This is a genomic window from Methylomonas sp. LWB (assembly GCF_001856095.1).
GTDB classification, from domain to species: domain Bacteria; phylum Pseudomonadota; class Gammaproteobacteria; order Methylococcales; family Methylomonadaceae; genus Methylomonas; species Methylomonas koyamae_A.
Genome location: NZ_MKMC01000005.1, coordinates 121,811 through 142,569, shown reverse-complemented (window position 1 = coordinate 142,569; position 20,759 = coordinate 121,811). Strand labels below are relative to the sequence as shown.

Sequence of the window (20,759 nt, the reverse complement as noted above, 5' to 3'; positions counted from 1 at the left end):
CGACGACTTCGACCGCCTGGTTAAAATCACCTATCCGGACGGCACCACGCAAACCACCACCTGGGACAAGCTCGACAAGGTGTCGGTGACCGACCGCGAAGGCCGCGTCACGCATTACAGCTACGATGCGGTGCGCAATTTGGTTGCCGAAACCGATCCGTTAGGACATCAAACGCAGTATGGCTACTTCCCTAATCAAACCTTAAAAAGCCTGACCGACGGCAACGGCAACGTCACCAGCTGGAGCCGCGACATTCAAAGTCGGGTCACGGCTAAAACCTATGCCGACGGCAAACAAACCACGTTTGCCTATGAAGCGACGACTAGCCGACTCAAATCGGTGACTGACGCGCTGGGTCAAAAGAAAACCTTCACCTATGCCAAGGACGATAAACCGACGGCGCTGACTTACAGCAATGCAGTCAATACCACGCCGAACGTCAGTTTTAGCTACGATCCTTGGTTCCCTAGAGTGGCGTCGATGACCGACGGCACCGGCACCACGCAGTACCAATATCGGGCTATTGGCCAATTAGGCGCACTAAAACTGAGCCAAACAGACGGTCCTTTTAACAACGACACCCTCGCTTACCAGTACGACGAATTGGGCCGGATAGTGAAACGTACCGTGGATGCCAGTAGCGAAACGTTCGGTTACGATGCGCTGGGCCGTTTGATCAATCACAACAACCCGTTGGGTAATTTTGCCCAAACCTATCTCGGCGAAACCGGTCAATTGACCGCTCTGCAAGACAGCACCGGCAAGGTTGGCGCGACTTTGGAGTACGATGACAACCAGAACGACCGGCGTTTATTGGGCATCCAACATATCGGCGCCGCGCGTAGCTACGGCTATGTCACCACGCCGGAAAATCGGATCAGCCAAATCAACGAAACCACGACCTTAAGCGGAAACTGGGCCGCCAAAGACTATACCTATGGCTATGACGATGCAGACCGACTGACCTCGGTGGATGTCTCCAGCGGCGATCAATACCGCTACGCCTATGACGCTGGCGACAACCTGACCGGCATTGACACGCCGAAAGGCAATAACTCGATCGCGGTCAATGGCTTGAATCAAGCCACTGCCGTCAACACCCAAAGCAATACCTACGACGCCAACGGCAACCTCACCAACGACGGCGTGCGTAACTATGCCTGGGATGCGGAAAATCGTCTGGTCAAAGTCGCGTTGACCGGACAACCGGGCTTCTATTACCAGTTCGCGTACGACGGTTTGGACCGGCGGATTTCGATCACATCCAGTAACGGTGTGATGGCGCCATCGGTTATGCGCTATCTGTGGTGCGGCGACACTCTGTGTCAAGCCCGCTCAGCCACGGACTCGGTGGCACGGCGTTATTATCCCGAAGGGGAGGTCAGAACTGCGGGCAATGTGCGGCTTTATTATGCCCGAGACCATTTAGGCTCGGTGCGTGACGTGCAGTTGATGAATACCGGGGCGACGGTCGCTTCGTTCGATTACGATGCCTACGGCAAGCCGATCCAACGGGCGGCGGCGATCACACCGGATTTTCTGTATGCCGGGATGTTTAACATCCAGGGTGTTGGGTTGCATCTAACCAATTACCGCGCTTATGATCCCAATGTCGGGTGATGGGTGTCGAGGGACCCGATTGAAGAGAATGGGGGTATAAATGTTTACACCTATGCTTTAAATAACCCAATCATGTATTACGACCCTTATGGTTTGTGGGCATGGGGAGATCCGATTGATCAAGATATAGTTGATGGGGTCTCTGGATTTGGCGACACCATGTCGTTCAATGCAACTAACTGGATTAGAGATCAGGCAGGGTGGAATGGCTCAGTCGATAAATGCTCAAGTGCCTACGCAGTCGGCCAATGGACAGGGGTAGGTTATGGCCTAGCAATGGGGGGCGTTGGTTTAGGCCAAGCAGGCTTTAGGGCCGAGATGGGGGCATGGAAGCAAGGAGGGCAATGGTTCGCTGGTGGCAGAAAAATGCCTCACTTTCATTTTGGCAACGGTCCTGGAATGGGTAAACACCATCTACCTTACCAAGTCAGTAGCCGGTACAAAAATTTTGCTGCAAATGTTCGTAGAGGCGTTGGTGCTAACGATTTAAAGAATTTTGGCGGCGCTACATATGGTTTTGGCGCAGCGTTTTTTGGAGCGGAGAGTAACCAGTGACGGTACCTATAAGAATTGAAATTCAGGAACTGACGTTAAACAGCGCTTATGACGCGGAGTTAACTGATGAGTTGCTAATGTCAGTCTTCAGAGATGTAGCAATGGGATCAGGTGCTACCTATTTATTTAAGGACAATTTTTTTACGAAATCTTTAGATGCATTCAGTTTGTCCGATTCAAATTGCGTCAAGTACTTCAAAATTGCTCGCAAAGGTGAAAGCGTTGTGGTCGTATTTAGTGATATTGCTAGCATACCGAGCCCTGTATTTAGGCACTATCAAATTAGCAGCTCAGATGTGCCGGAGCGGCTGCAAAAATTGAGCATTGATGTCGCAAATTTTCTCAGCCAACAGACAAGTAAGTTTGTATCTGCAAGTGCAATAATTTTTCTGCATGACCTTCAAGGAATTTTGCTTGTTCACTTCGGCAACTCGTAACGGGTCACACGAGGGCCGTAGGCTGAATGAAATGAAACCCAGCTTTTAAACGCCGATAACGTGCGCCGATAGGATGCCGCCGTTAGGCGCATCGGTCGCGTATGATGCCTTTTTAGACACTCCAAGGCGGAACCTCCCACTGGTTCCGCCAAATTGGTTTAAACCCAAAACCGCCGAGATCAACCCTCGGCGGCACTGGCCTCAAAACAAATCTTCCTTGCTGTAGTTCGGATTCCAGACAAATCCCTTCGGCTTGTCCGCCTCTTGCTTGGCGGTGGCGGGTTCCGGCATTCCGTCCTGCTGCTTCGGCTTATTATCCTTGGGCTTCCGGTGAGTCTGCCCCGGATTTAAAATCAACTTGTTCACATACAGCCTGAACGCCTGATAGCTAAAGTCGATCTTGCCTTCCTCGTGCAAGGTTCGATAAATCTGCACCACCGCCCAACCATCATCCAAAGCCTCCTTAATCTCCGCCCGCAGCGTTAAAAAAATCGCCCGATTGCCGGAACCGGTCTTCTTATTTAACTCAAGTTGCCTTTGGGCAATGCGTTCAAGGCCGTAAGTCGCAATCGGTAGGGTGTCAATAGGCGAAGCCGTATTGCGCCGTATGTCTTACCGGCACTAAAACTGAGCTAAGTTGGCGGCCCTTACAACTGCGTCGCCATTGGGTATAAGTACGACGTCGTGAAACGTACCGTTGATACCAGTAGAAAAACTTTCAGTTACGATGTGCTGGGTCGCTTGACCCGTAGATCTTTCGCCAATTTGTGTCACGCCGCGTATCGAGTGATGGTCGCAACAACCTGTAAAGTTAAGATTGAGAATATATTCCCTGCTGAAATTTCGACTTGTTTACCCTTTATATTCCACATGCCAATAATACAGGACGGGATCTTGGAGTCTCCAATTTGATGAAAACACTGAAGTGAATGGCAGCTAACTGAAGTATCGCGACCATTATTTACTGAATAGGTTGTTTGGTTGCTAAGGGCCGATTGTCGCCATTGAATCAATTCAAACGATAGACAACAACGATCACTCCCCGCCAATTTCCTCTATCGCTCCAAACCGGAACGTACGGCGATTTCCGGTTAGTCGTTCGCGGTGTTCTACGCGGCCTGCCCAGGATTGCGGTCAACGAATAGCCTAGTCGTCCGGAATACCTTAAACGATCCGATTCAGTACCAACCGCGCCTGCAAGCCGCCCATCGGCGAGCGGCCGAAAGCGATGTCGGCGCTGTGCAGCGCGACGATGCGTTGGGCGATGGACAGGCCCAGGCCGCTGCCTTCGGCGGATTGGGCGGTTTCGACGCAGCGGTAGAAACGCTGGGTCAGGCGCGCCAGTTCGGCGTCGGCGACGCCGGGGCCGGTGTCGTCGACGCAGACCGCGACTCGGCCGGCTTCGAGCCGGCAGGACGCCAGCACCGCGCCGCCGGCCGGGGTGTATTTGATGGCGTTGTCCAGCAGATTGCGCAGCAGGATTTGCAACAATTGCGGATTGGCCGCGACCGCCAATTTGGCGTCGCCGCGCAATTCCAGATCGATTTGCTTGGTGCGGGCCAACGGTTCCAGATCGGCCAGCGTGTCGGCCAGCACTTGATGAATGTCCACGCTTTGCAAATCGATCCCGGCGTTATGGTGTTGCACCCGCGCCAGCGTCAACAATTGCTGAACCAAATGCGTCATCCGCAGCACGGCCTGTTGCGCCTTGGCGATGGCTTGGTCGCGCATGGCCGGATCGACAGCTTTTTGCGCCACTTGCAGTTGGGTTTGCAGGCCGGCCAACGGCGTGCGCAGTTCGTGCGAAGCATCGGAGGTGAAATTGCGTTCGTTGACGAAGGCCTGTTCCAGCATCGCCAGCAAGGCGTTGAGCTGATTGACCACCGGCAGCATTTCCTCGGGCAAGGCGTCCAAGGCCAGCGGTTGCAGGAAGTCGGCCTCGCGGCTGGCCAGTTCGTCCTTCAGCCGGTTGATCGGCCGCAAGGTGCGGCTGACGATCAGCCAAATCACCAAGCCCAGTACCGGCAGAGCAATCAGCACGCCGATGATTTGCTGGCCGGCGATGCTTTCGACCAGTTGCCGGCGGATGTCGTCGCGCTGGCCGACGTGGATCACGTAATCGCCGTTCTCGCTGCTCAAACTGAACACGTGCCAGAGCTGGCCGTCCAGTACCGTTTCGCTGTAGCCGTTGCGGGTCAGCGACAGCGCGAATTCCGGCGCGCTTTCCGAGCGCAATACCAGACCGTCCTTGATCGAACGCAGTTGGAAGGCAATCTTGCGTTCGTATTTGTGGCCGAGGATAGGGGTGTCGAACAATTCCGGGGTTTTCTCGCGCTCCCACAGTTTGGTCAACGCGCGCAGCCGCAGCATGTTGTCGACAAAGGCCTGCACCACCCGCGCCGATTGCGCCAGCTCGGCGTTGAACAATTCGGCGATTTCGTCGCGGGTGCGTTGGTAATTCAGATAGGCGCTGACGCTCCAACCCAGCAACAGTGCCGACAACAGCGAGAACAGCAGTTGCTTTTTCAGCGAGCGGGGCGCCAGCCGCCAGGGTTTGGTCATCAGTCGTGGTCGACGATGTAACCGACGCCGCGTATCGTGCGGATCAGGCCGGCGTCCAGCTTTTTACGCAAATGGTGAATGTGAACTTCGACCGCGTTGCTCTCGACTTCCGAGCCCCAGGCGTACAGTGCTTCTTCCAGGCGGGCGCGGGAAATCACCTGGCCGAGATGGCCCAACAGATAGCTGAGCACTTCGAATTCCTTTTGCGACAAGTCCACCGGCTTGTCCAGGTAATACACCTGATGGGCGGCCGGGTCTATCGTCACGCCCTTGTGCTCGATCAGCGGCTGGGCATGGCCTTCGTGGCGGCGGGCGAGGGCGCGCAACCGGGCGCAGATTTCGGCCAGATCGAAAGGCTTGGCGACGTAGTCGTCCGCGCCGTTGTCCAGTCCGGCCACCCGCTCGGCCACGCCGTCGCGGGCGGTCAACAGCAGCACCGGCGTGCTGTCCTTGCGGCGGCGCAGATTCTTCAGCACGGTCATGCCGTCCATGCGCGGCAGGTTCAGGTCGAGGACCACCAAGTCGTAGCGGTTCAATTTCAAGGCTTCGTCTGCCTGGGCACCGTCGGTCAGCCAATCGACCGCGTAGCCTTCCAAGGTCAGGCCGGCTTTGATACCGTCGCCCAAAATTGCATCGTCTTCCACCAATAATAAGCGCATGATGTTCCCAACCGGTTGCACAATTCGGCCGGCATTGTAGCAAGGAATTGCAACGGCGGATTTGCCGGTCTCAAGCTTGGATTTGCCGTTAGACCGAATCGTTGCTACATTTCGAACGTTTAGATCAATTCCGGCCGGAGGCTAATATGCGGCACATTTCTAGGTTCAAAGGCCGGCGCCGCTGGGGGACGCCATGGCTAGCGCTGGCGTTTGCCGCCGCCGCGCAAGCCACGCCCAGCGACGATTCCGACATTCTGGCCCGGCGCGGCCAGCAACGGCCCTTGCCGACCGATGCCAACCAGCCGCCGACGCTGACGTTGAGCCAACCGGTCGGCGGTTGGACCAGCGGCTTGCAGATCAAGGTGGAAGGCACTTGTTCCGATCCGGCCGCCGACCCGGTGGTGGTCAACATCAACGGCGTGCGCTACTACGTGCGCAACGTCAACGGCGGTTTCGCCCGTGCCTTCCCGGCCGCCAAGGGCAAGAACACCGTGATCGCCGAATGCGCTAACGCCGCCGGCGTTGCTAAAGCCTCGACGACGGTGGACGCGGTGATCGCGCCGATTCCGTTGAAAGTGGTGCTGACCAGCGACAGCGACGGCGTTTACACCGATTTACATATCTACGAGCCCGACAATACCCACGTTTATTGGGCCGATACCAATTCGACCAGCGGCGGTATCTTCTTTCTGAACCAGAATGGCGACAATTTCGACCAGGCCGGTTACGGGCCTTATCTGTACGTCCATCCGGCCCCGCCGGTCGGGGTGTTCCGCATCGACACCAATTACTGGCCGGGCGGTGCGGTGCAGCATACCCTGGCGAATTTGGACATTATTCTCGACGAAGGTTTGCCCAGCGAAAGCCGGCGCCGGGTGCAAAAGCCGCTGGCCCGGCCCGGCGAAACCCAAACCCTGGCCTACGTGGTGATTCAAGGCAATCGCCGGCCGGCGAAAATCTACGTGCCGGGCCAGGACGCCGAGCGCGATATGCCCGCCGAGGTGCGCGACTACATCAAGCACGAACCCAAACGCGAAGGCGAGGACGGTGGCGGCGCGGAGCTGGGTTTCCTGCCGCCGCAAGACGAACAGGCGCTGCGTCAGGTCGTTACCGACGTGGCTCTGCTGCAAGCCCGCAAATTCAGCCCCCTGTGGGAAACCAAGCAACGCGATTGCGCCGGCCTGGTGCGCTTTGCCTACCGCACCGCGCTGGAACCGCGCGACGCCGCTCGCACCGCCAAATTGGGCGTGCCGGCCAAGCTGAATTTACCGCCGGTATCGGAGCAGGCCAGGCAGGTGCTGCCGGCTTATCCGCAAATCTGGCAAACCGGCATCGGGAACGGTTTGCCGCGCTACGGCCATTTCGCCGACGCCGAGACGTTGATCGGCTACAACTTCCGGCTGAAATCCCGCGACCTGGCGGCGGCGCGAAACGGCGATTTACTGGTCTATCAAAAGCCCTTGATTAACGATGAGCCCTATCATTTGATGCTGTTTGCCGCCGGCCGCGCCGAGAATCTGGCCGTCTACCATAACGGCGCCCTGGGGGCCGACGGGCAGGTGCGGGTGGTCAGAATCGCCGAATTGTTGGAATCGCCCGATCCGGTCTGGATACCCCGGCCGGAAAATCCGTATTTTCTAGGAGTGTACGAATGGAACCGCTTACGCCCGCAAAACGCCTGACCGCGATGGCCGCCGCCGCGGCCCTGGTCGTGACGGCCGGCGTCGTCGCTTATCGGCAGTTGACCGAGAAACCGCTGGGGCAATTGACCAGGGCCGGACTGCCGATGCTGGATTTGGCCGTGCAATTGACCGACGCCGACGGCACCGTGTTGGCGGCGGAAGGCTCGCGGGTGGCCAACGGCGAGCCGGCGCCGGAGGGCGACGAACATTGTCCGGCCTTGAGCGGCGGCGATATCGCCTCTGCGACCGCCGTCGATGCCAGCGTGCCGCGCGCCGGCGATTGTCCGCGTCGGGCCGCTTGGTACGTCAAGAAACATCCGGTGGCGCTAAGCCTGCATTTCAACGACGGCGCGGCCTTCTTGAATTGGTGGGACCGCCAGCCGCGACTGCAAGCCTTGGCCGACGACCGCTTCGTGCACGGCTTGTTTTTCGGATTGCTGCAAAGCTTGAAGGTGCGGGCCGAGCAACTCAATCTGGATGGCTTGCAAGGCGAGTTTCTGCAACAACTGCTACGCGACGCGCTCGGCGCCGACGCCGAATTGCATTACGACATGGCTCACGCCAGCCAGGGCTGGGTGCTGAGTTATCGGCGTAGCGCCAGCCGCTACAGCGACCGGGCCATGCCGGCGCTGGCCGGCTTGTTGGCGGCCAGCGGCTATCGGGTCGGCAAGTTGCCCCAGCCTATCTTGGAAACCCGGATTGGCCCACAAAAGCTGTTTTTTACCGAATATCAGGGCAGGGTGTATCTCGCGCAAGGCTTGGAAGCTCTGCTGAACGTGATCGATAGCGTCGCGCCGCAAACCCAAGCCGGCGCCGCGCCGTTGAGCCTAACCCTGCGCGCCGAAGCCTTCGTCGGGCATTTGCTGCCGGTGTTCGTCGGCGCGGCCGAATATCCGTTGCGTTGGGATTTCGCGCTGACCGAAGGCGAACTCGGCGTGTTGCAATTGCCGCCGGCGCTTTGGCAAACCCGCTTGCACGGCCAATTGTTCGAAGGCGTGCTGGCCAGCATTCCGCACGACGCTTTTGCCGGTGTCGCCGCCAGCTTGGCGCTGCCGCCGACCTGGACGCTGGACGACTGGCGCGGCTTGGCGACCGACGGGCCGGCAACGGCGCCGCCAAGTCCCGAGCCGGCCGGCATCGCGCTGATCTGGGACTTCAATGCTGATAGTCCGGCCGGCGCGGTCGGCGTGATTGTCGCCAATCCGGGCCAACCGCAAGCCAGCGCCGCCTACGTCCAATATCTGAAAAATCCCGATCTCGGCGCCGAATGCGCCGGCGGTAGTCTGTTTTTGGCCGCCAGCTCGGAAAGCCTGTTGACGCGGATGAAGGACGCTTGCGCCCGGCAATCGCTCAGTCCGTTGGATTGGCAGCGCGGCGCCGAAAAGTCGCGCTGGCAAGCCGCGCAACTGGCGGCCTTCGTCAATCCCGGCGCCGGCCTTCGCGAACTGTTTCTGGCCGGCGGTGCCGGCGAGACCGCCCAGGACAGCAACGAATTCGCGCCGCGCTGGCAGCAGGATTACACCAACGCCAAGGCCGCGATGCGCCGCGACGGCGATAAACTGTTCGCCGGGTTGCCCATTTTCAGCTACGCCGGGCGCGCCGATACCACCGGCGCCCGCCTGGCCGGGCGTTTGCTGGCCCAGTGAGCCGCCGGCTCAGTCGGTTGCTTAGTCTTGGCGCTGGGCAAATAGTCCGTGCCGAGGTAGGCTAGACGGCTATTTCCCAGCGGTTCTTAAACATGAAATACAAAATTCCCATCGCCGCGACCTTGCTGGCCGTGGCTGGCGCGATTTGGCTGGCCAACCGCGAGCCGGCACCGATCGATGTCGAAGTCTATACATTGGCCGAGGGCGAGGTGCGCGCCACGGTCGCCAACACTCGGGTCGGCACCGTCAAGGCCTGCCGGCGCGCCTATCTGGCGCCGGCCACCGGCGGTCAGGTCGCCAAGCTGCACGTGCGGGAAGGCGACAAAGTCCAACAAGGCCAGGTGTTGCTGGAAGTTTGGAATCAGGATTTACACGCCCAGGCCGCGTTGCAGCAGGCCCAAATCGCTGCCAACCTTGCCGCCGCCGAGCAAGCCTGCCAACTGGCCGGCGGCGCCGAGCGCGAAGCGGCCCGGATCAGCCGCTTGGGGCGGCGCGACCAAATTGTTTCTGAGGAACAAGTCGACAAATCGGTGACTGGCGGTAAAGCCCAGCGCGCCGCCTGCCTGGCCGCGCAACGGGCGGTCGATGTGGCGCAAGCCCAGCTCGGCGTCGCCGAGGCAGCCATCCAACGCACCTTGGTCAAGGCGCCGTTCGATGGCACCGTCGCCGAAGTCAATGCCGAACTCGGCGAGTTCGTCACGCCGTCGCCGCCGGGCATTCCAACCTTGCCGCCGATCGATTTGCTGGACTTGAGTTGTTTGATCGTGTCGGCGCCGATCGACGAGGTCGATGCCGCCGCGCTGAAAACCGGCATGACCGCCTGCGTATCGCTGGACGCGTTTCCGGACAAGCGCTGCTCGGGCGTGGTCAGCCGCATCGCGCCCTATGTGTTGGAAAAGGAAAAGCAAGCCCGCACCGTCGAAGTCGAAGTCACCATGAAAGACCCGAAAGATCTGGCCGAACTGATGCCCGGCTACAGCGCCGATATCGAGGTGTTGCTGAACCGTAAGGAAAGCGCGCTACGCCTGCCGGCCGAAGCCATTCTGGAAAATAACCGGGTGTTGACGATAGATGCCGACGGCATCTTGCGCGAGCGCGGCTTCAAACCCGGTTTGTCCAACTGGAGCTATACCGAAGTGCTGGATGGCCTGCAAGCCGGCGAGCGAGTAGTCGTGTCGCTCGGCAAGGAAGGCGTTAAGGCCGGCGCGCGGGTCAAGGTCGTCGAGTGATACGGCTGAGCGGCATCGGCCGGCAATTCCAGGTCGGCGAACAAACCGTGCAAGCCTTGCGCGGCATCGATTTGCACGTGGCGCGCGGCGATTACTTGTCGGTGATGGGGCCGTCCGGCTCCGGCAAATCGACCTTGCTGAACATTATTGCCCTGCTGGATCAGCCCAGCGCCGGAAGCTACTGGCTGAACGGCCGGGATGTCACCCAACTCAGCGATGACGAACTGGCGCGAACCCGGCGCGATAACATCGGCTTCGTATTTCAGTTTTTTCATCTGATCCCGCGCCTGACCGCCGCCGAAAATGTCGAAATGCCGATGATCCTGGCCGGCATTCCGGCCAAGCAACGCCGGGAACGGGTCGGCGAGGCGCTGGCCTCGGTGAGTTTGGCCGACCGTGCCGCGCACAAGCCCAACCAGTTATCCGGCGGCCAGTTGCAGCGTATCGCCATCGCCAGAGCCATGATCATGCGCCCGGCTATTCTGTTGGCCGACGAGCCGACCGGCAACCTGGACAGCCAGTCCGGCCTGGAAATCGTCGAACTGCTGGAAAACCTGAATCGGCAGGGCGTCACGCTGGTCGTCATCACCCACGATCCCAATCTGGGCGCGCGGGCCGGAAGGCAAGTCAGGATAGTGGATGGGGCGTTGGTTTGAGTTCGATGGCGCGTGGCAAATTTCCAATACATCAGGCCTTGTCCGGACTGGCGGCACTTCCGGTTCACCGCCGGATGAATCAGGCTGCTAACAGTGTTCTAATGCATTGACAACGTTCCGATTTCTCGTTTAAAAGTCGTCTAACAATAATCACAACGTTTTACAGGGGGGGGCAGGCGCATGCAAATCAGCGTGAATTCATTAGAGATCAGGGCAATCCTATTCGTGTGCGTGCTGTTCCACCAACCCACCTCGTTGGCCGACGCCGACCTTGGCTACCAAAAGCGCGGCCACTATGCCGAAGGTCGGCGCGACAAACCGGTGACCAGTGTCGGCATCGAGCTGATTTCAGTGCTAGCCGATTACCAAGAACCCGCCGGCAGCCTTGCCGACCACATGCAGGCGCGCTTTTATTTGCAGGAAAATACCCCGGTCTGTTTGGTCGCCAGGGAAAAGGACAACCGCAAGTTTTATTGGCTGGACCAAGTTCAACAATCCTGGCAACCCGGTGAATTCAATACCTTCTCCTGGCCGACCGCGACTGTCATCAAACCCTTGCAACTCAAAGTAACCGATTTAGGTGTGTTGGTGCGGCTGCAAGACTGCCCAAGCGTCGATAGTGCGGCGCCGGACCGCATTGCCCCGGCGATTTTGTATCAAAATCAGCCGCCAAACGAATTGTCCGCTTACGTTTTTACCTACAAATTACGCGCCAATGCCAAAGTCAAGCTAAAGGTCAAGTCGCTGGCTGACGGCCAAACGGTATTCCCCAAGGAACTGGGTAATAAAACCGGCGTTTTCGAGGTGGTGGTGCCTGCCAATAAACTGGCCTCGGGCGATTATCAAGTTGAATTGACCGGTTACGACCTTGCCAGTAATTCTCCCGTCTATCAGTCGGTTAGGTTTTTCCACCCAGCCAAACCACTCTGATCGCCGATGCCTAAAAACGCTTTGGTCGGCTGGCTTTCCAGGAAAAACCGGATTGTCTTAGCCTGGATTGTAGTACCCAGTGTTGTCTTTGGCTCAATCGCGTTGGTCTTGGCATTTTGGCCCATTTCCACTCAGGTAGCGATTCAGGCGCAAGCTCAGTCAGTCCAGTTCAGCCCGGCAGCCGACGCGACGAGTATGTTATGGAATGGCGCGTTAAAGTTTGCCGCGTTAGATATTCAGGGCTTGCAGAAACTGGGTGTGCCGGGTGATTGGTCGCTTAGCGAAAACAGTCAGCCAGTTAGCGCCACCAGTGAAATGCGGAATTGGCTGGGAGCCGAATCGCCACTCGCCGAACTGCATATCACCACGGCCGGATGGCTTAGTGAAGTTAAACTAGCCCCAGAAACCGAACTACGCTTGGAAGCCATCGGGAATCGGCAATTTACGCTACGCTGGCTGGATAAGCCGCAAACCCTGTTGATCGTGCCAATCGGCCAAAGCCAAATCCAAGGACACCATCTGCACCGAACTGCCCTGGATAAACCCCGGCTGGACGACTTGAATTTACAACTCAACTCGCCTCCCAGCCAGCCTTTCGAGCTGGGCGTTAAAGCCGGCGGAACCCTAACCGTTCGTGCGGAAACGGTCTTATTGCTGCCGCACGCATTGCCGGTCGGTCAGTTGGCTTTTAAAGAACAAACTCGCGACGGCGCGGCCGTGTGTAGCTTGCGCGGCGAGCTGAAACTGCGTTATCCGGATTTTCCGGAACGTAAGGAACTAACCTTACCCGCACCCAGTAACTGTGAAATACAATCAGACCGTGACAATCCGCTGCAACTGAGCGGACTGCATTTGAACGAAAAAGGCGATGGCTGGATGCTGACGATCACGGGCAGCGCCGCCGAACTAAAGCTAGGCCGGGACGATTATCGCATCAACGCTTTGGAAGCCTTATGGGCCAACGATTTGGCGAAGATTATTTTCGCCATCGTAGTCTGGGTAGCCAGCCTGGCGCTGGGTGCCTACAAATTACACAAAGAGGAGAGTAAATCGTGATGCGCTGGGCTTGGCTGGTGTGGGTCGGTTGGTTAATCGCAGGTTCAGCGTGGGCGGAAAACTACGATGCCTTAAGGGCCGGCATCGTTAAAGTGACCACCACGGACGGCCGGATTGGTACCGGATTTGTCGTGCAAATCGACGGTAACAACGCTTACGTCGTGACGGCCTCCCATGTAGTGGAAGGCGAACAAAATCCTGCCTTGACTTTATATCAACGCCAAAACGATCCGCTGCGAGGGCAAGTGATCCACTTGGAAGGCGGCGACCCACGCGGCTTGGCCTTGGTCAAAATCAACGGGAACCTGCCTTCCGGACTGGTTGCGCTGCCGTTAGCAGCCGATAACGTCCGCCCCGACGAGTCTATTGTGTTGATCGGTTTTCCGCTGGGCGGCGGCGCTTGGATGCCGGTAGTAGGTCAAGTCGGCACGCCTAATAACAAGGATATGACAATGTCGGCGATTATCGAGGAGGGCAACTCCGGCGGTCCAGTGCTGTATAACCGCCAAGTGGCAGGCGTCGTGATGAAACAGTCCGGTGAAAAGACTTTCGGCAAAGCCGTGCCGATCAGCATCGTCAAAACCACTTTGGAAAATTGGGGTGTCGTCGTTGGCAGTAGTGCGCATTTGCCAGTTACTATGCCGGCCACCAGCCCCGAACCCTGCCGCCTCTGCCCCGATATGGTCAATATCCCGGCCGGGGATTTCTGGATGGGCTCCGCCGACAACGAGCCGAATGCTGATAAAGACGAAAAACCTAGACACAAGGTTCATGTTGACGCTTTCCGATTGGCGAAATACGAAGTCAGCCGGGCTGAGTTCGAGGCGTTTGTCGAGGCGACGGGCCATGTAAGCGGCGAGTGCGGTATCTGGGACGGCAAGCAATTGGTGATTAAAGCCGGCAGCAGTTGGCGCAATCCTCCGAGTTTCGAGCAAAGCGGCGATCATCCGGTGGTGTGCGTCAGCCATGACGACGCTCAGGCTTACATCCGCTGGTTAAATCAGCAAACCGGATTCACTTACCGTTTGCCGACCGAGGCCGAGTGGGAATATGCGGCGCGTGCCGGCGCCAGCACGACTTATCCGTGGGGTAAGGCCGCAGACGCTGTCTGCCGGGTTGGCAACGTGGCCGACCAGGCCGCGCGGCAGACTTATAAAGATTGGATGGTAGTTAATTGTAGCGATGGCTACGTCTATACCGCGCCGCGCGGCCAATTTCTTTCCAACGGTTTTGGGCTACACGACATCAGCGGTAACGTCTGGGAATGGACTTGCAGCGCCTATACCGAGAACGGCTATGATGGCAGCGAGAAACGTTGCTCCAGCGCAGGCCTGCGGGCGATCCGCGGCGGTTCCTGGGATAACGGACCGGTGGACCTCCGCTCGGCCTACCGCGGCGGGTACAATCCGGTCAACCGGGACTTCAACCTCGGCTTCCGTCTTGCCCAGGACTAACCCTTGGCCCTTTGTGCTTTTACCCTTTGCTCTCGCGCGATTTTTTCCGGCGTCCTTATCCCAGAAAATCCTCAATCGACCGGGCAATCCCCGGAAACGCCTGCAGTACTTTGCGGTCGGCGGTAATCAGCGGAATATGCCGCAATTTGGCCAGCGCCACGAATTCGCAATCGTAAGCCGAGCAATCGCTGCCGGCCACTAATTGCAAAACCTGGGCGGATGAGACTTCGTATTCGTTTTGCTGCAGCAAGGTTTCAGCCTGGCGAACGATGCGCAAGGCGTCGTCCAAGGTCAGCAGGTTTTTGCGCAGATACAGGGCCAGGACGTTGCGAAATTCGCTTTTCCACAGAGTGGGCGCCAGCCAATGCGGTTCGTGCTGTAACAGGCGTTCGGCTTGCGCGGATTTTTCACTGTTCAGATACAGGTAGGCAATCGTGTTGGTATCGACAACGATCATGGCCGGCCGGCGGATTTAGCCTGATCGATGTCCTGGTCGGTTAACAGGTAGTGTGTGGTTTTCTCTCGCAATTGCCGGGCTTGAGCGAGATGCTGATCGACACTGAGCCGATGCGGATCGATGACTCGCTCCACGCAGTAAATGACTTCGCTGTTAATGCTGCGATGGTGCAATTTGGCGGCGGTTTTGAGCTGTTCGTATAAATCGTCGGGGATGTTTTTTAGGGTCAAGGTTGCCATGATGCTCACCTGGAAAATCAAATGGGTTCCATTATGGAACCTCATCAACACCTGTCAAGCACCCGGTCAATAAAACACCCTGAACAACCTCTGTATCTGTTCGAATTCGAACAAATACGGTTGGGCTACGTCGCGGTTGGCGGCGACCACCAGCAGGTCGTGGGAGAACACCGAGGTGTTGTACCAGTTGAAGCTGCCGTCGATGACGATGTAGTCGTCGATGACGCAGTATTTGCTGTGTATCGGCGAGTAGGGCACCGGTAGATCGTCCTGGCCGTACACCAAGCCGACCCGGATGCCGGCGTCCTTCAGGCGTTGCACGGCCGGCAACAGCGGGCGGGCCAGTTCGTCGCGCATTGGCCGCTCGACGCCGATCTTGCCTTGGCGGGCCAGATGACCGTTCAGCAACAGTTGCACGTCCACGCCGCGATCGCGGGCCTGGATCAGCGCCGACACCACGCTGTCGTGGTGGTCGCCGAGCAGGTCGCCGATCAGAAACAGACAGACTTTGATCGAGCGGCGGGCGCGGTGGATTTCGGCGAGTATCGCGTGATGCGGCCGGTAGACCTTGCCGTTGGCCATGGTTTGCCGGCCGAAGGTGTACAGCAGATTGAACGGGCTGAGCGGGTCGATGCCGTATTTTTGGATGACGCCGCCGCGCTGGCTTTGGAAGATGTTGTCCAGCAGCCGGCACACGCCCTGCGAATGAAAGCTCATCCCCGATTCCCAGTTGGCCCACCAGCGGTCGAAGGTGATGTTGAACGAGCCAAGGATGCAGTCCTCGTCGTTGAAGATCACGAACTTGGTGTGCATGTCCGGCTCGACTTCGATCAGATGATGCTTGGGGGTGCAGAACACCCCGACCAATTCGATGCCGGCCCGTTTCAGGCGCGCGTAGTTGTCGCTGTTGGTCAGCGTCATCTTGCGCCAATCGACGACGCATTGCACCAGCACGCCCTGGCGGCTGGCGTGGATCAGGTGATTGATGAAGTCGTGGTCGTCGATGCAATCGACGCTGACCTTGATCGTGCAAAGCCGCCGCGGCTGATGATGCTTGGCGGCGATGGTCTTGTCGATGTGGTCGTGGATGTAGCGCTTGGGATGGTAGGGGTGGTGCTGTTGCCCCTTGGTGAATTTCGGCGTCAGATTGAGTGTGTCGAAACGTTGGGCGTACCAGTCGGCGTCGCTTTGTAACTGTTTGGGATCGAGTTCGTGGGCACGATAATGGTTGGGCGTCGCCCAATGGTCGCCGATGTGGCGATGCTGCGGTTCGGGATCGCTGGGTTGCTGGCCGTCCATGAAGATGTATTCCTGGCGGGAGGCGATTGAATGTTCGCCGAGATGGACGATGAACGCAAACTTGATGCAGTGAATCTTGCCGAACTGGCGCGAGTAGGGCAGCACGTAGAAGTCGCGGGTGCTGCGTTTATGGCGGTTCCATTCGATGTCGTAGGCGTCGGTATCGACGATATAAGTCTCGCAAATCTCGGCCCGGTACACGCGCAAAATCACTTTCAAATTGGCCGCGACGCCGTGATTCATCTCGAAATCGAGCTTGCCCCAGCGGATGTCGAAGCTTTCCCGAAAATCGTTGCCGCGCGGAAAGTAACCGCCCAGTTTGCCGAACACCGGCCTAGCGTAATGTTCTGCTGCTTGCATCTGTGATTGCCTACCTCGAACTAGCGATGAAACGGGTTAACGGGGCTCGAACTCGAAAAGATAACCGCAATGATCGGAAACCCTGCCGTAGTCCTGTTCGGTAAAGACCGCCCTGGCGGCGACGGCCTTAAGCGCGCCGCTCTTGTTCATGAAAATGTAATCGATTCGATAGTCTTCCGCCAAGTAGTTATGCCAGTGCGGATCGTTGACCCGGTAGATTTGTTGGTACAAATTGGGCGCGCTGGCCGCCAAATATTGATCGCGGTATTGGTTGCCTTCGACGATCAAGCGGTAGCCGATCGAGCCGGCCGCGACGTTGAAGTCGCCGCACAGCAGAGTGCCGCAGACCTCGCTGTCGCGGCGGGCGTCGGCCCAGGCCGCCAAACGGCGGAATTGGCTTTCGAACCCGTCTTCCCACCAGCTCAGATGCGCCGAGAATACGTCGATGCGGCCGAAGCGCGGCAGCGTGACGTTGGCGGCGACTACTTTGCGAGAATGTATGCTGTAGACATCGCTGCTGTCGGACACGTAGCGCGATTCCTGGCGTTCCAGCGGATAGCGGCTGAGGATGGCGACCCCTTCCCGGTAGCGGTCGAAACCCAGATGCGACCAATCGCAATGCAAGTGAAACGGTCGAGATAGTCGCGCGTTAATGATGTTGGCGGCGTTGGACGGCCAGTCGCCGTAGCCGTTGTTCCAATGCTCGGCGACTTCCTGCAAGCACACCAAATCGGCCCGCCAGTCGTCGATGGCGCGGGCGATTTGGCTGAATTTGCGGTCCTGATCGTCTTCCTGATAACAATGCAGATTCAACACCAGCACCCGTAGCGGTGGTCGGCTGAGCCGGTAGTTTTGGCCGGCGCGATTGTCCCAGTAGCTGCGGGACCGGGTGTGGGCGGCGATGCAATATTCGATGCGAAAGGCTTCGCCGATCCGCAAGCGCGTGTGCCAAAGCCGGGCCGGCTTCAGGCCGGTCGCGGGTCCCGCGACCGGTTTGCGGCGGCGGCCGGCCGCCTTGCACGGCGCTTGCCGGGTGCGCCGCCAACCGTCGCCGCTCCAATGCACGCTGACATGATCGATGTCCAGCGTCGCGTCGGTCGCGACCACGACAGGCCATTCGACGGTTTCCAGATCCAAGGCCGTCGGCAAGGTCAAGGTTTGCAAGACCAAATCGTCGGCCAGATGATGGCCGCTGCCGGCGCGGGTTTGATAGTCGCGGCCTAGATTATTATCCCAGGCTTCGCCGTCCGGCCAACGGTAGTGCAGCGCGAACCGGATCCCGCCCGGTAAGGCCGACCCTGCCTCGGCGCCGAACTCCGCCACCGCATGCCAAACTTCGCCGCCTTCCGGCGTTTTGGCCAGATAGCTCGCGGGCAGGCGTTGCCAGACGCCGTCGCGGCCGCACCAGACCACATCGACGGTTTTGCGGTAGTCCAGATCGGCGACTAGGATCAGGAAGGTTAAGGTTTGACGGCGCGCGCCTGCCCGGCCGCCGGCGGTATTGCTGGTGTAAAGCAAGCGTATCGGGTCCATGCCGGGCTCCTGGTGCGATGGGCTGGCGAAATCCGGCGCGGAGGTCCGGGACGCGATGCCGGCTTAGCCGGCGTAATCGCGAAAGTCTATGTCGGGGAAAATATCGTCCATGATCTCCAGTGCTGTCAAATATCGCTCGTCGATGCGATTCTTGCGGATCGCGTCGTGCAGATAATTGAAGCGGGCCAGATGGTCGGCGATCCGCTTTCTGGCGTAATCGACGGTGGTGCCGGCCTTCATGATGAAGGGCCAGTCGGAGGCCTGCGCCAGCAGCAACGAGCGGGCGGCCTGATTCAGCGCGCGTTCTTGCGCCGGCGTGATCTTGAGGCCGTTCAGATCGTTGGCGAGCTTTTCCATTTCGGCGGCGGCCCGGTGCAGCAGCGGATAAATCCAGTCGTTGCTTTCGTTCAGCCAATAGCTCGAATAGCCGTGTTCACCCCAGCTCGACGCGGCCGGTCGGCCGATACCGTGGCGCAGCGGTTGCTGAAGGTAGTCGGAGCAGGCGGCCGTCGTCAAGCCGCTATCCGATTCGGCCGCCAACCGTAACACCTGTTCCAGCCAAAGCGGACCCTCGTACCACCAATGGCCGAACAGCTCGGCGTCGTAGGGGGCGACAATGATGGGCGCTTGCGACAGTTCGCCATCCAGCGCGGCGATTTGCTCGCGGCGGCGGCGCACGAAGTCGGCGGCGTGCTGTCTGGCCTTGGCGTGGGCCTGAGCGGGTTGATAGGCTTGCTTGGGTTGGTTCTGTCCGGTGATACGGTAATACTTGATACCGGTGTTGACGCGGGTTTCGCGGTCCAGGATGTAGGGCGCGACGTACTCCAGCGGCAGGTCGAAGCCGATGTCCCGGTAATACTCGCGGTAATCCGGATCGCCGGGATAACCCTGCTCCGCGCTCCACACTTGGCGCGACGAGGCCGGATCGCGACCGAAGGCGGCGACGCCGTTTCCGCAATCCAGCGGCGCGTAGACGCCCAGGCCCGCCGTATTGGCGGCGGTCATCAGTGCATGGCTGTCGACGAAGAAATGGTCGATGCCGGCGGCGGCCAATTCGTCTTCCAGGCCCGGATAATAGCCGCATTCCGGCAGCCAGAAGCCGCGCGGCCGAAAGCCGAAGCGCGACTCGAAACAGCGCAGGCCGACGCCGATTTGATTGCGGACAGCGGCCGGACTGACGTTGAGCAAGGGCAGAAAGCCGTGAGTGGCAGCCGTGGTCGTCAATTCCAGATTGCCGGTGGCGTGATGAAACTGAAATGCCGGCAACAATTCGCAACGGTAGCGTTCGCGGTAGCGGTACAACGCATCTTGATATTGCCGCAGATAAAACTCGGCCAAGGCCTGAAACTGGGGCAGGCCGCGGGTGCGGGCCACCTCGCGCTCGGCCAGTTCCACCCGGCCTTGCAAATAGTGCAAGTAGCGGTTTTGCAGCAAGGCGTCGCCCAGCATCGTGATCAAGGTCGGCGACAGCGACAGGGTCAAGCGGTAGGCGATCCGGTCGTAATGCAGCCGCTCCAATACCCCCAGCAAGGGCAGATAGCATTCGGTGATCGCCTCGAACAGCCAGTTTTCCTCGAAGAAACTGGCGTGTTCGGGGTGATGCACATAGGGCAGATGGGCGTGCAAAACGATGGCGAGATAGCCTTTAGTCATCGGCGTCTGAAGTCGGAGCCGCGGGATCGGCGGCCAGGGTTGAGGAAGCCGCGAGCTGCAGCGGCAACATGAATTGCGCGACGCTCGGCGTCAGATCGTGATTGCCGTCGGGTAACGCGGCGGTCGCGGCATCGTTGGAAATCGCCAGCGGACTGAATTGCCGGTCGCCGGTCAAGCGGCCGAGTACGGCCCGGTAGTGGGCCGCGCCGCCGCCGAGGTATTCGGGCAGGACGATGCGTTGCCGCGAGGCGTCGGCGGCTACCGGCACGTCGAACCAGACCGGCGCGCTGGCCGGGGGGGCCGGCGAGTCGGCGGCCGGGTTTGTTGCTGGGGCTTGCTGGAAGATGCGCAGCGTCAGCGGGCTGGATTCCGGCTGGTTCGGCAAAGTCGCGGGCGGCGGAGCGTCCAATTGCCAAAATGCATGCAGGTGGCGGGGGTCTATCGGCAACAGCAGCAGGCTGGCTTGACTGCCGCGCGCGCGCGGCGCGTATTCGCGGCTGATTTGTTGACTGATTTCCAGCAATTCGCTGGGCGAGAATCCGCCGGTCGGCGCGCGCCGAACCCCGGATTCGTAACGGCGCGGCGCGAATTGGCGGCTGATGGATAGACTGATTTCGCGTAATTCTTCGGCCGATAGCGGGGCGCGACTAGGAGTAGGTGACTGCGAAAAAGCCATCGGCGACGATAAGGAATCGGATTGTTGATTTCGACACGCTGTCAACTGCGTGAAT

Annotated in this window: 19 protein-coding genes; 10 read left to right on the top strand and 9 right to left on the bottom strand. The window is 59.0% G+C overall.

The window, feature by feature from the left end; translation table 11 throughout:
* The 3 genes from BJL95_RS02815 to BJL95_RS02805 form a co-directional block, all read left to right on the top strand.
* Positions 1-1,621 (top strand): RHS repeat protein (locus tag BJL95_RS02815; RefSeq protein ID WP_139306103.1); only part of this gene is annotated, 1,621 nt, incomplete at its 5' end.
* Between the two features lie 3 nt (positions 1,622-1,624).
* Positions 1,625-2,176 (top strand): RHS repeat-associated core domain-containing protein, encoded by a 552-nt coding sequence (locus BJL95_RS02810; protein WP_139306102.1) that lies wholly within the window; start codon positions 1,625-1,627, stop codon positions 2,174-2,176.
* Entirely contained in the window at positions 2,173-2,613 is a 441-nt protein-coding gene (locus tag BJL95_RS02805) for a hypothetical protein (protein WP_071155296.1), read from the top strand. Before BJL95_RS02810 ends, BJL95_RS02805 begins: the two co-directional genes overlap by 4 nt.
* 201 nt (positions 2,614-2,814) lie before the next feature.
* On the opposite strand, the gene BJL95_RS02800 is transcribed toward BJL95_RS02805, so the two are convergent.
* The 3 genes from BJL95_RS02800 to BJL95_RS02790 form a co-directional block, all read right to left on the bottom strand.
* Entirely contained in the window at positions 2,815-3,159 is a 345-nt protein-coding gene (locus tag BJL95_RS02800) for a TraK family protein (protein WP_302848337.1), read from the bottom strand.
* A gap of 618 nt (positions 3,160-3,777) precedes the next feature.
* Positions 3,778-5,175, bottom strand: a complete 1,398-nt coding sequence (locus tag BJL95_RS02795) for an ATP-binding protein (protein ID WP_071155292.1) — start codon at positions 5,173-5,175, stop codon at positions 3,778-3,780.
* A complete protein-coding gene (locus BJL95_RS02790; RefSeq protein WP_064031174.1) occupies positions 5,175-5,834 on the bottom strand; it encodes a response regulator in 660 nt (219 codons plus the stop codon). The genes BJL95_RS02795 and BJL95_RS02790 overlap by 1 nt, the downstream gene beginning before the upstream one ends.
* A 146-nt stretch (positions 5,835-5,980) precedes the next feature.
* Between BJL95_RS02790 and BJL95_RS02785 the strand changes: the two genes are divergently transcribed.
* The 7 genes from BJL95_RS02785 to BJL95_RS02755 all read left to right on the top strand — a co-directional run bounded on the left by BJL95_RS02785 (position 5,981) and on the right by BJL95_RS02755 (position 14,487).
* Positions 5,981-7,516: a DUF1175 family protein gene (locus BJL95_RS02785; RefSeq protein WP_071155315.1), complete on the top strand. Its 1,536-nt coding sequence runs from the start codon at positions 5,981-5,983 to the stop codon at positions 7,514-7,516.
* Complete coding sequence (locus BJL95_RS02780; RefSeq protein ID WP_071155290.1) at positions 7,486-9,162, top strand: hypothetical protein; 1,677 nt, start codon at positions 7,486-7,488, stop codon at positions 9,160-9,162. Before BJL95_RS02785 ends, BJL95_RS02780 begins: the two co-directional genes overlap by 31 nt.
* Positions 9,163-9,254: 92 nt before the next feature.
* Positions 9,255-10,391 (top strand): efflux RND transporter periplasmic adaptor subunit, encoded by a 1,137-nt coding sequence (locus tag BJL95_RS02775; RefSeq protein WP_064031172.1) that lies wholly within the window; start codon positions 9,255-9,257, stop codon positions 10,389-10,391.
* The gene (locus tag BJL95_RS02770) at positions 10,388-11,047 is read left to right on the top strand and encodes an ABC transporter ATP-binding protein (RefSeq protein WP_071155288.1); all 660 of its coding nucleotides are present in this window, start codon (positions 10,388-10,390) and stop codon (positions 11,045-11,047) included. Before BJL95_RS02775 ends, BJL95_RS02770 begins: the two co-directional genes overlap by 4 nt.
* 192 nt (positions 11,048-11,239) lie before the next feature.
* Positions 11,240-11,977: a hypothetical protein gene (locus tag BJL95_RS02765; RefSeq protein ID WP_139306101.1), complete on the top strand. Its 738-nt coding sequence runs from the start codon at positions 11,240-11,242 to the stop codon at positions 11,975-11,977.
* A gap of 108 nt (positions 11,978-12,085) precedes the next feature.
* On the top strand, positions 12,086-13,033 hold the full coding sequence (locus BJL95_RS02760) for a hypothetical protein (protein WP_139306100.1): 948 nt from the start codon (positions 12,086-12,088) through the stop codon (positions 13,031-13,033).
* Positions 13,033-14,487, top strand: a complete 1,455-nt coding sequence (locus BJL95_RS02755; RefSeq protein WP_071155282.1) for an SUMF1/EgtB/PvdO family nonheme iron enzyme — start codon at positions 13,033-13,035, stop codon at positions 14,485-14,487. The genes BJL95_RS02760 and BJL95_RS02755 overlap by 1 nt, the downstream gene beginning before the upstream one ends.
* A gap of 55 nt (positions 14,488-14,542) precedes the next feature.
* On the opposite strand, the gene BJL95_RS02750 is transcribed toward BJL95_RS02755, so the two are convergent.
* From BJL95_RS02750 to BJL95_RS02725, 6 genes are all read right to left on the bottom strand, one after another.
* Entirely contained in the window at positions 14,543-14,944 is a 402-nt protein-coding gene (locus tag BJL95_RS02750) for a type II toxin-antitoxin system VapC family toxin (RefSeq protein WP_071155280.1), read from the bottom strand.
* Positions 14,941-15,183, bottom strand: coding sequence for an Arc family DNA-binding protein (locus tag BJL95_RS02745; RefSeq protein WP_064031166.1), 243 nt, complete (start codon positions 15,181-15,183; stop codon positions 14,941-14,943). Before BJL95_RS02745 ends, BJL95_RS02750 begins: the two co-directional genes overlap by 4 nt.
* A gap of 66 nt (positions 15,184-15,249) precedes the next feature.
* Positions 15,250-16,842: a phosphatidylserine/phosphatidylglycerophosphate/cardiolipin synthase family protein gene (locus BJL95_RS02740; protein ID WP_071155278.1), complete on the bottom strand. Its 1,593-nt coding sequence runs from the start codon at positions 16,840-16,842 to the stop codon at positions 15,250-15,252.
* A 36-nt stretch (positions 16,843-16,878) separates the two neighbouring features.
* Entirely contained in the window at positions 16,879-18,375 is a 1,497-nt protein-coding gene (locus BJL95_RS02735) for an endonuclease/exonuclease/phosphatase family protein (RefSeq protein ID WP_071155276.1), read from the bottom strand.
* A gap of 63 nt (positions 18,376-18,438) precedes the next feature.
* Positions 18,439-20,028 carry a glycoside hydrolase family 57 protein gene (locus BJL95_RS02730; protein ID WP_071155274.1) on the bottom strand — a complete coding sequence of 530 codons (1,590 nt, stop codon included), beginning with the start codon at positions 20,026-20,028 and terminating at the stop codon, positions 18,439-18,441.
* On the bottom strand, positions 20,021-20,704 hold the full coding sequence (locus tag BJL95_RS02725; RefSeq protein WP_071155272.1) for a hypothetical protein: 684 nt from the start codon (positions 20,702-20,704) through the stop codon (positions 20,021-20,023). The genes BJL95_RS02730 and BJL95_RS02725 overlap by 8 nt, the downstream gene beginning before the upstream one ends.
* Between the last annotated feature and the right edge of the window lie 55 nt (positions 20,705-20,759).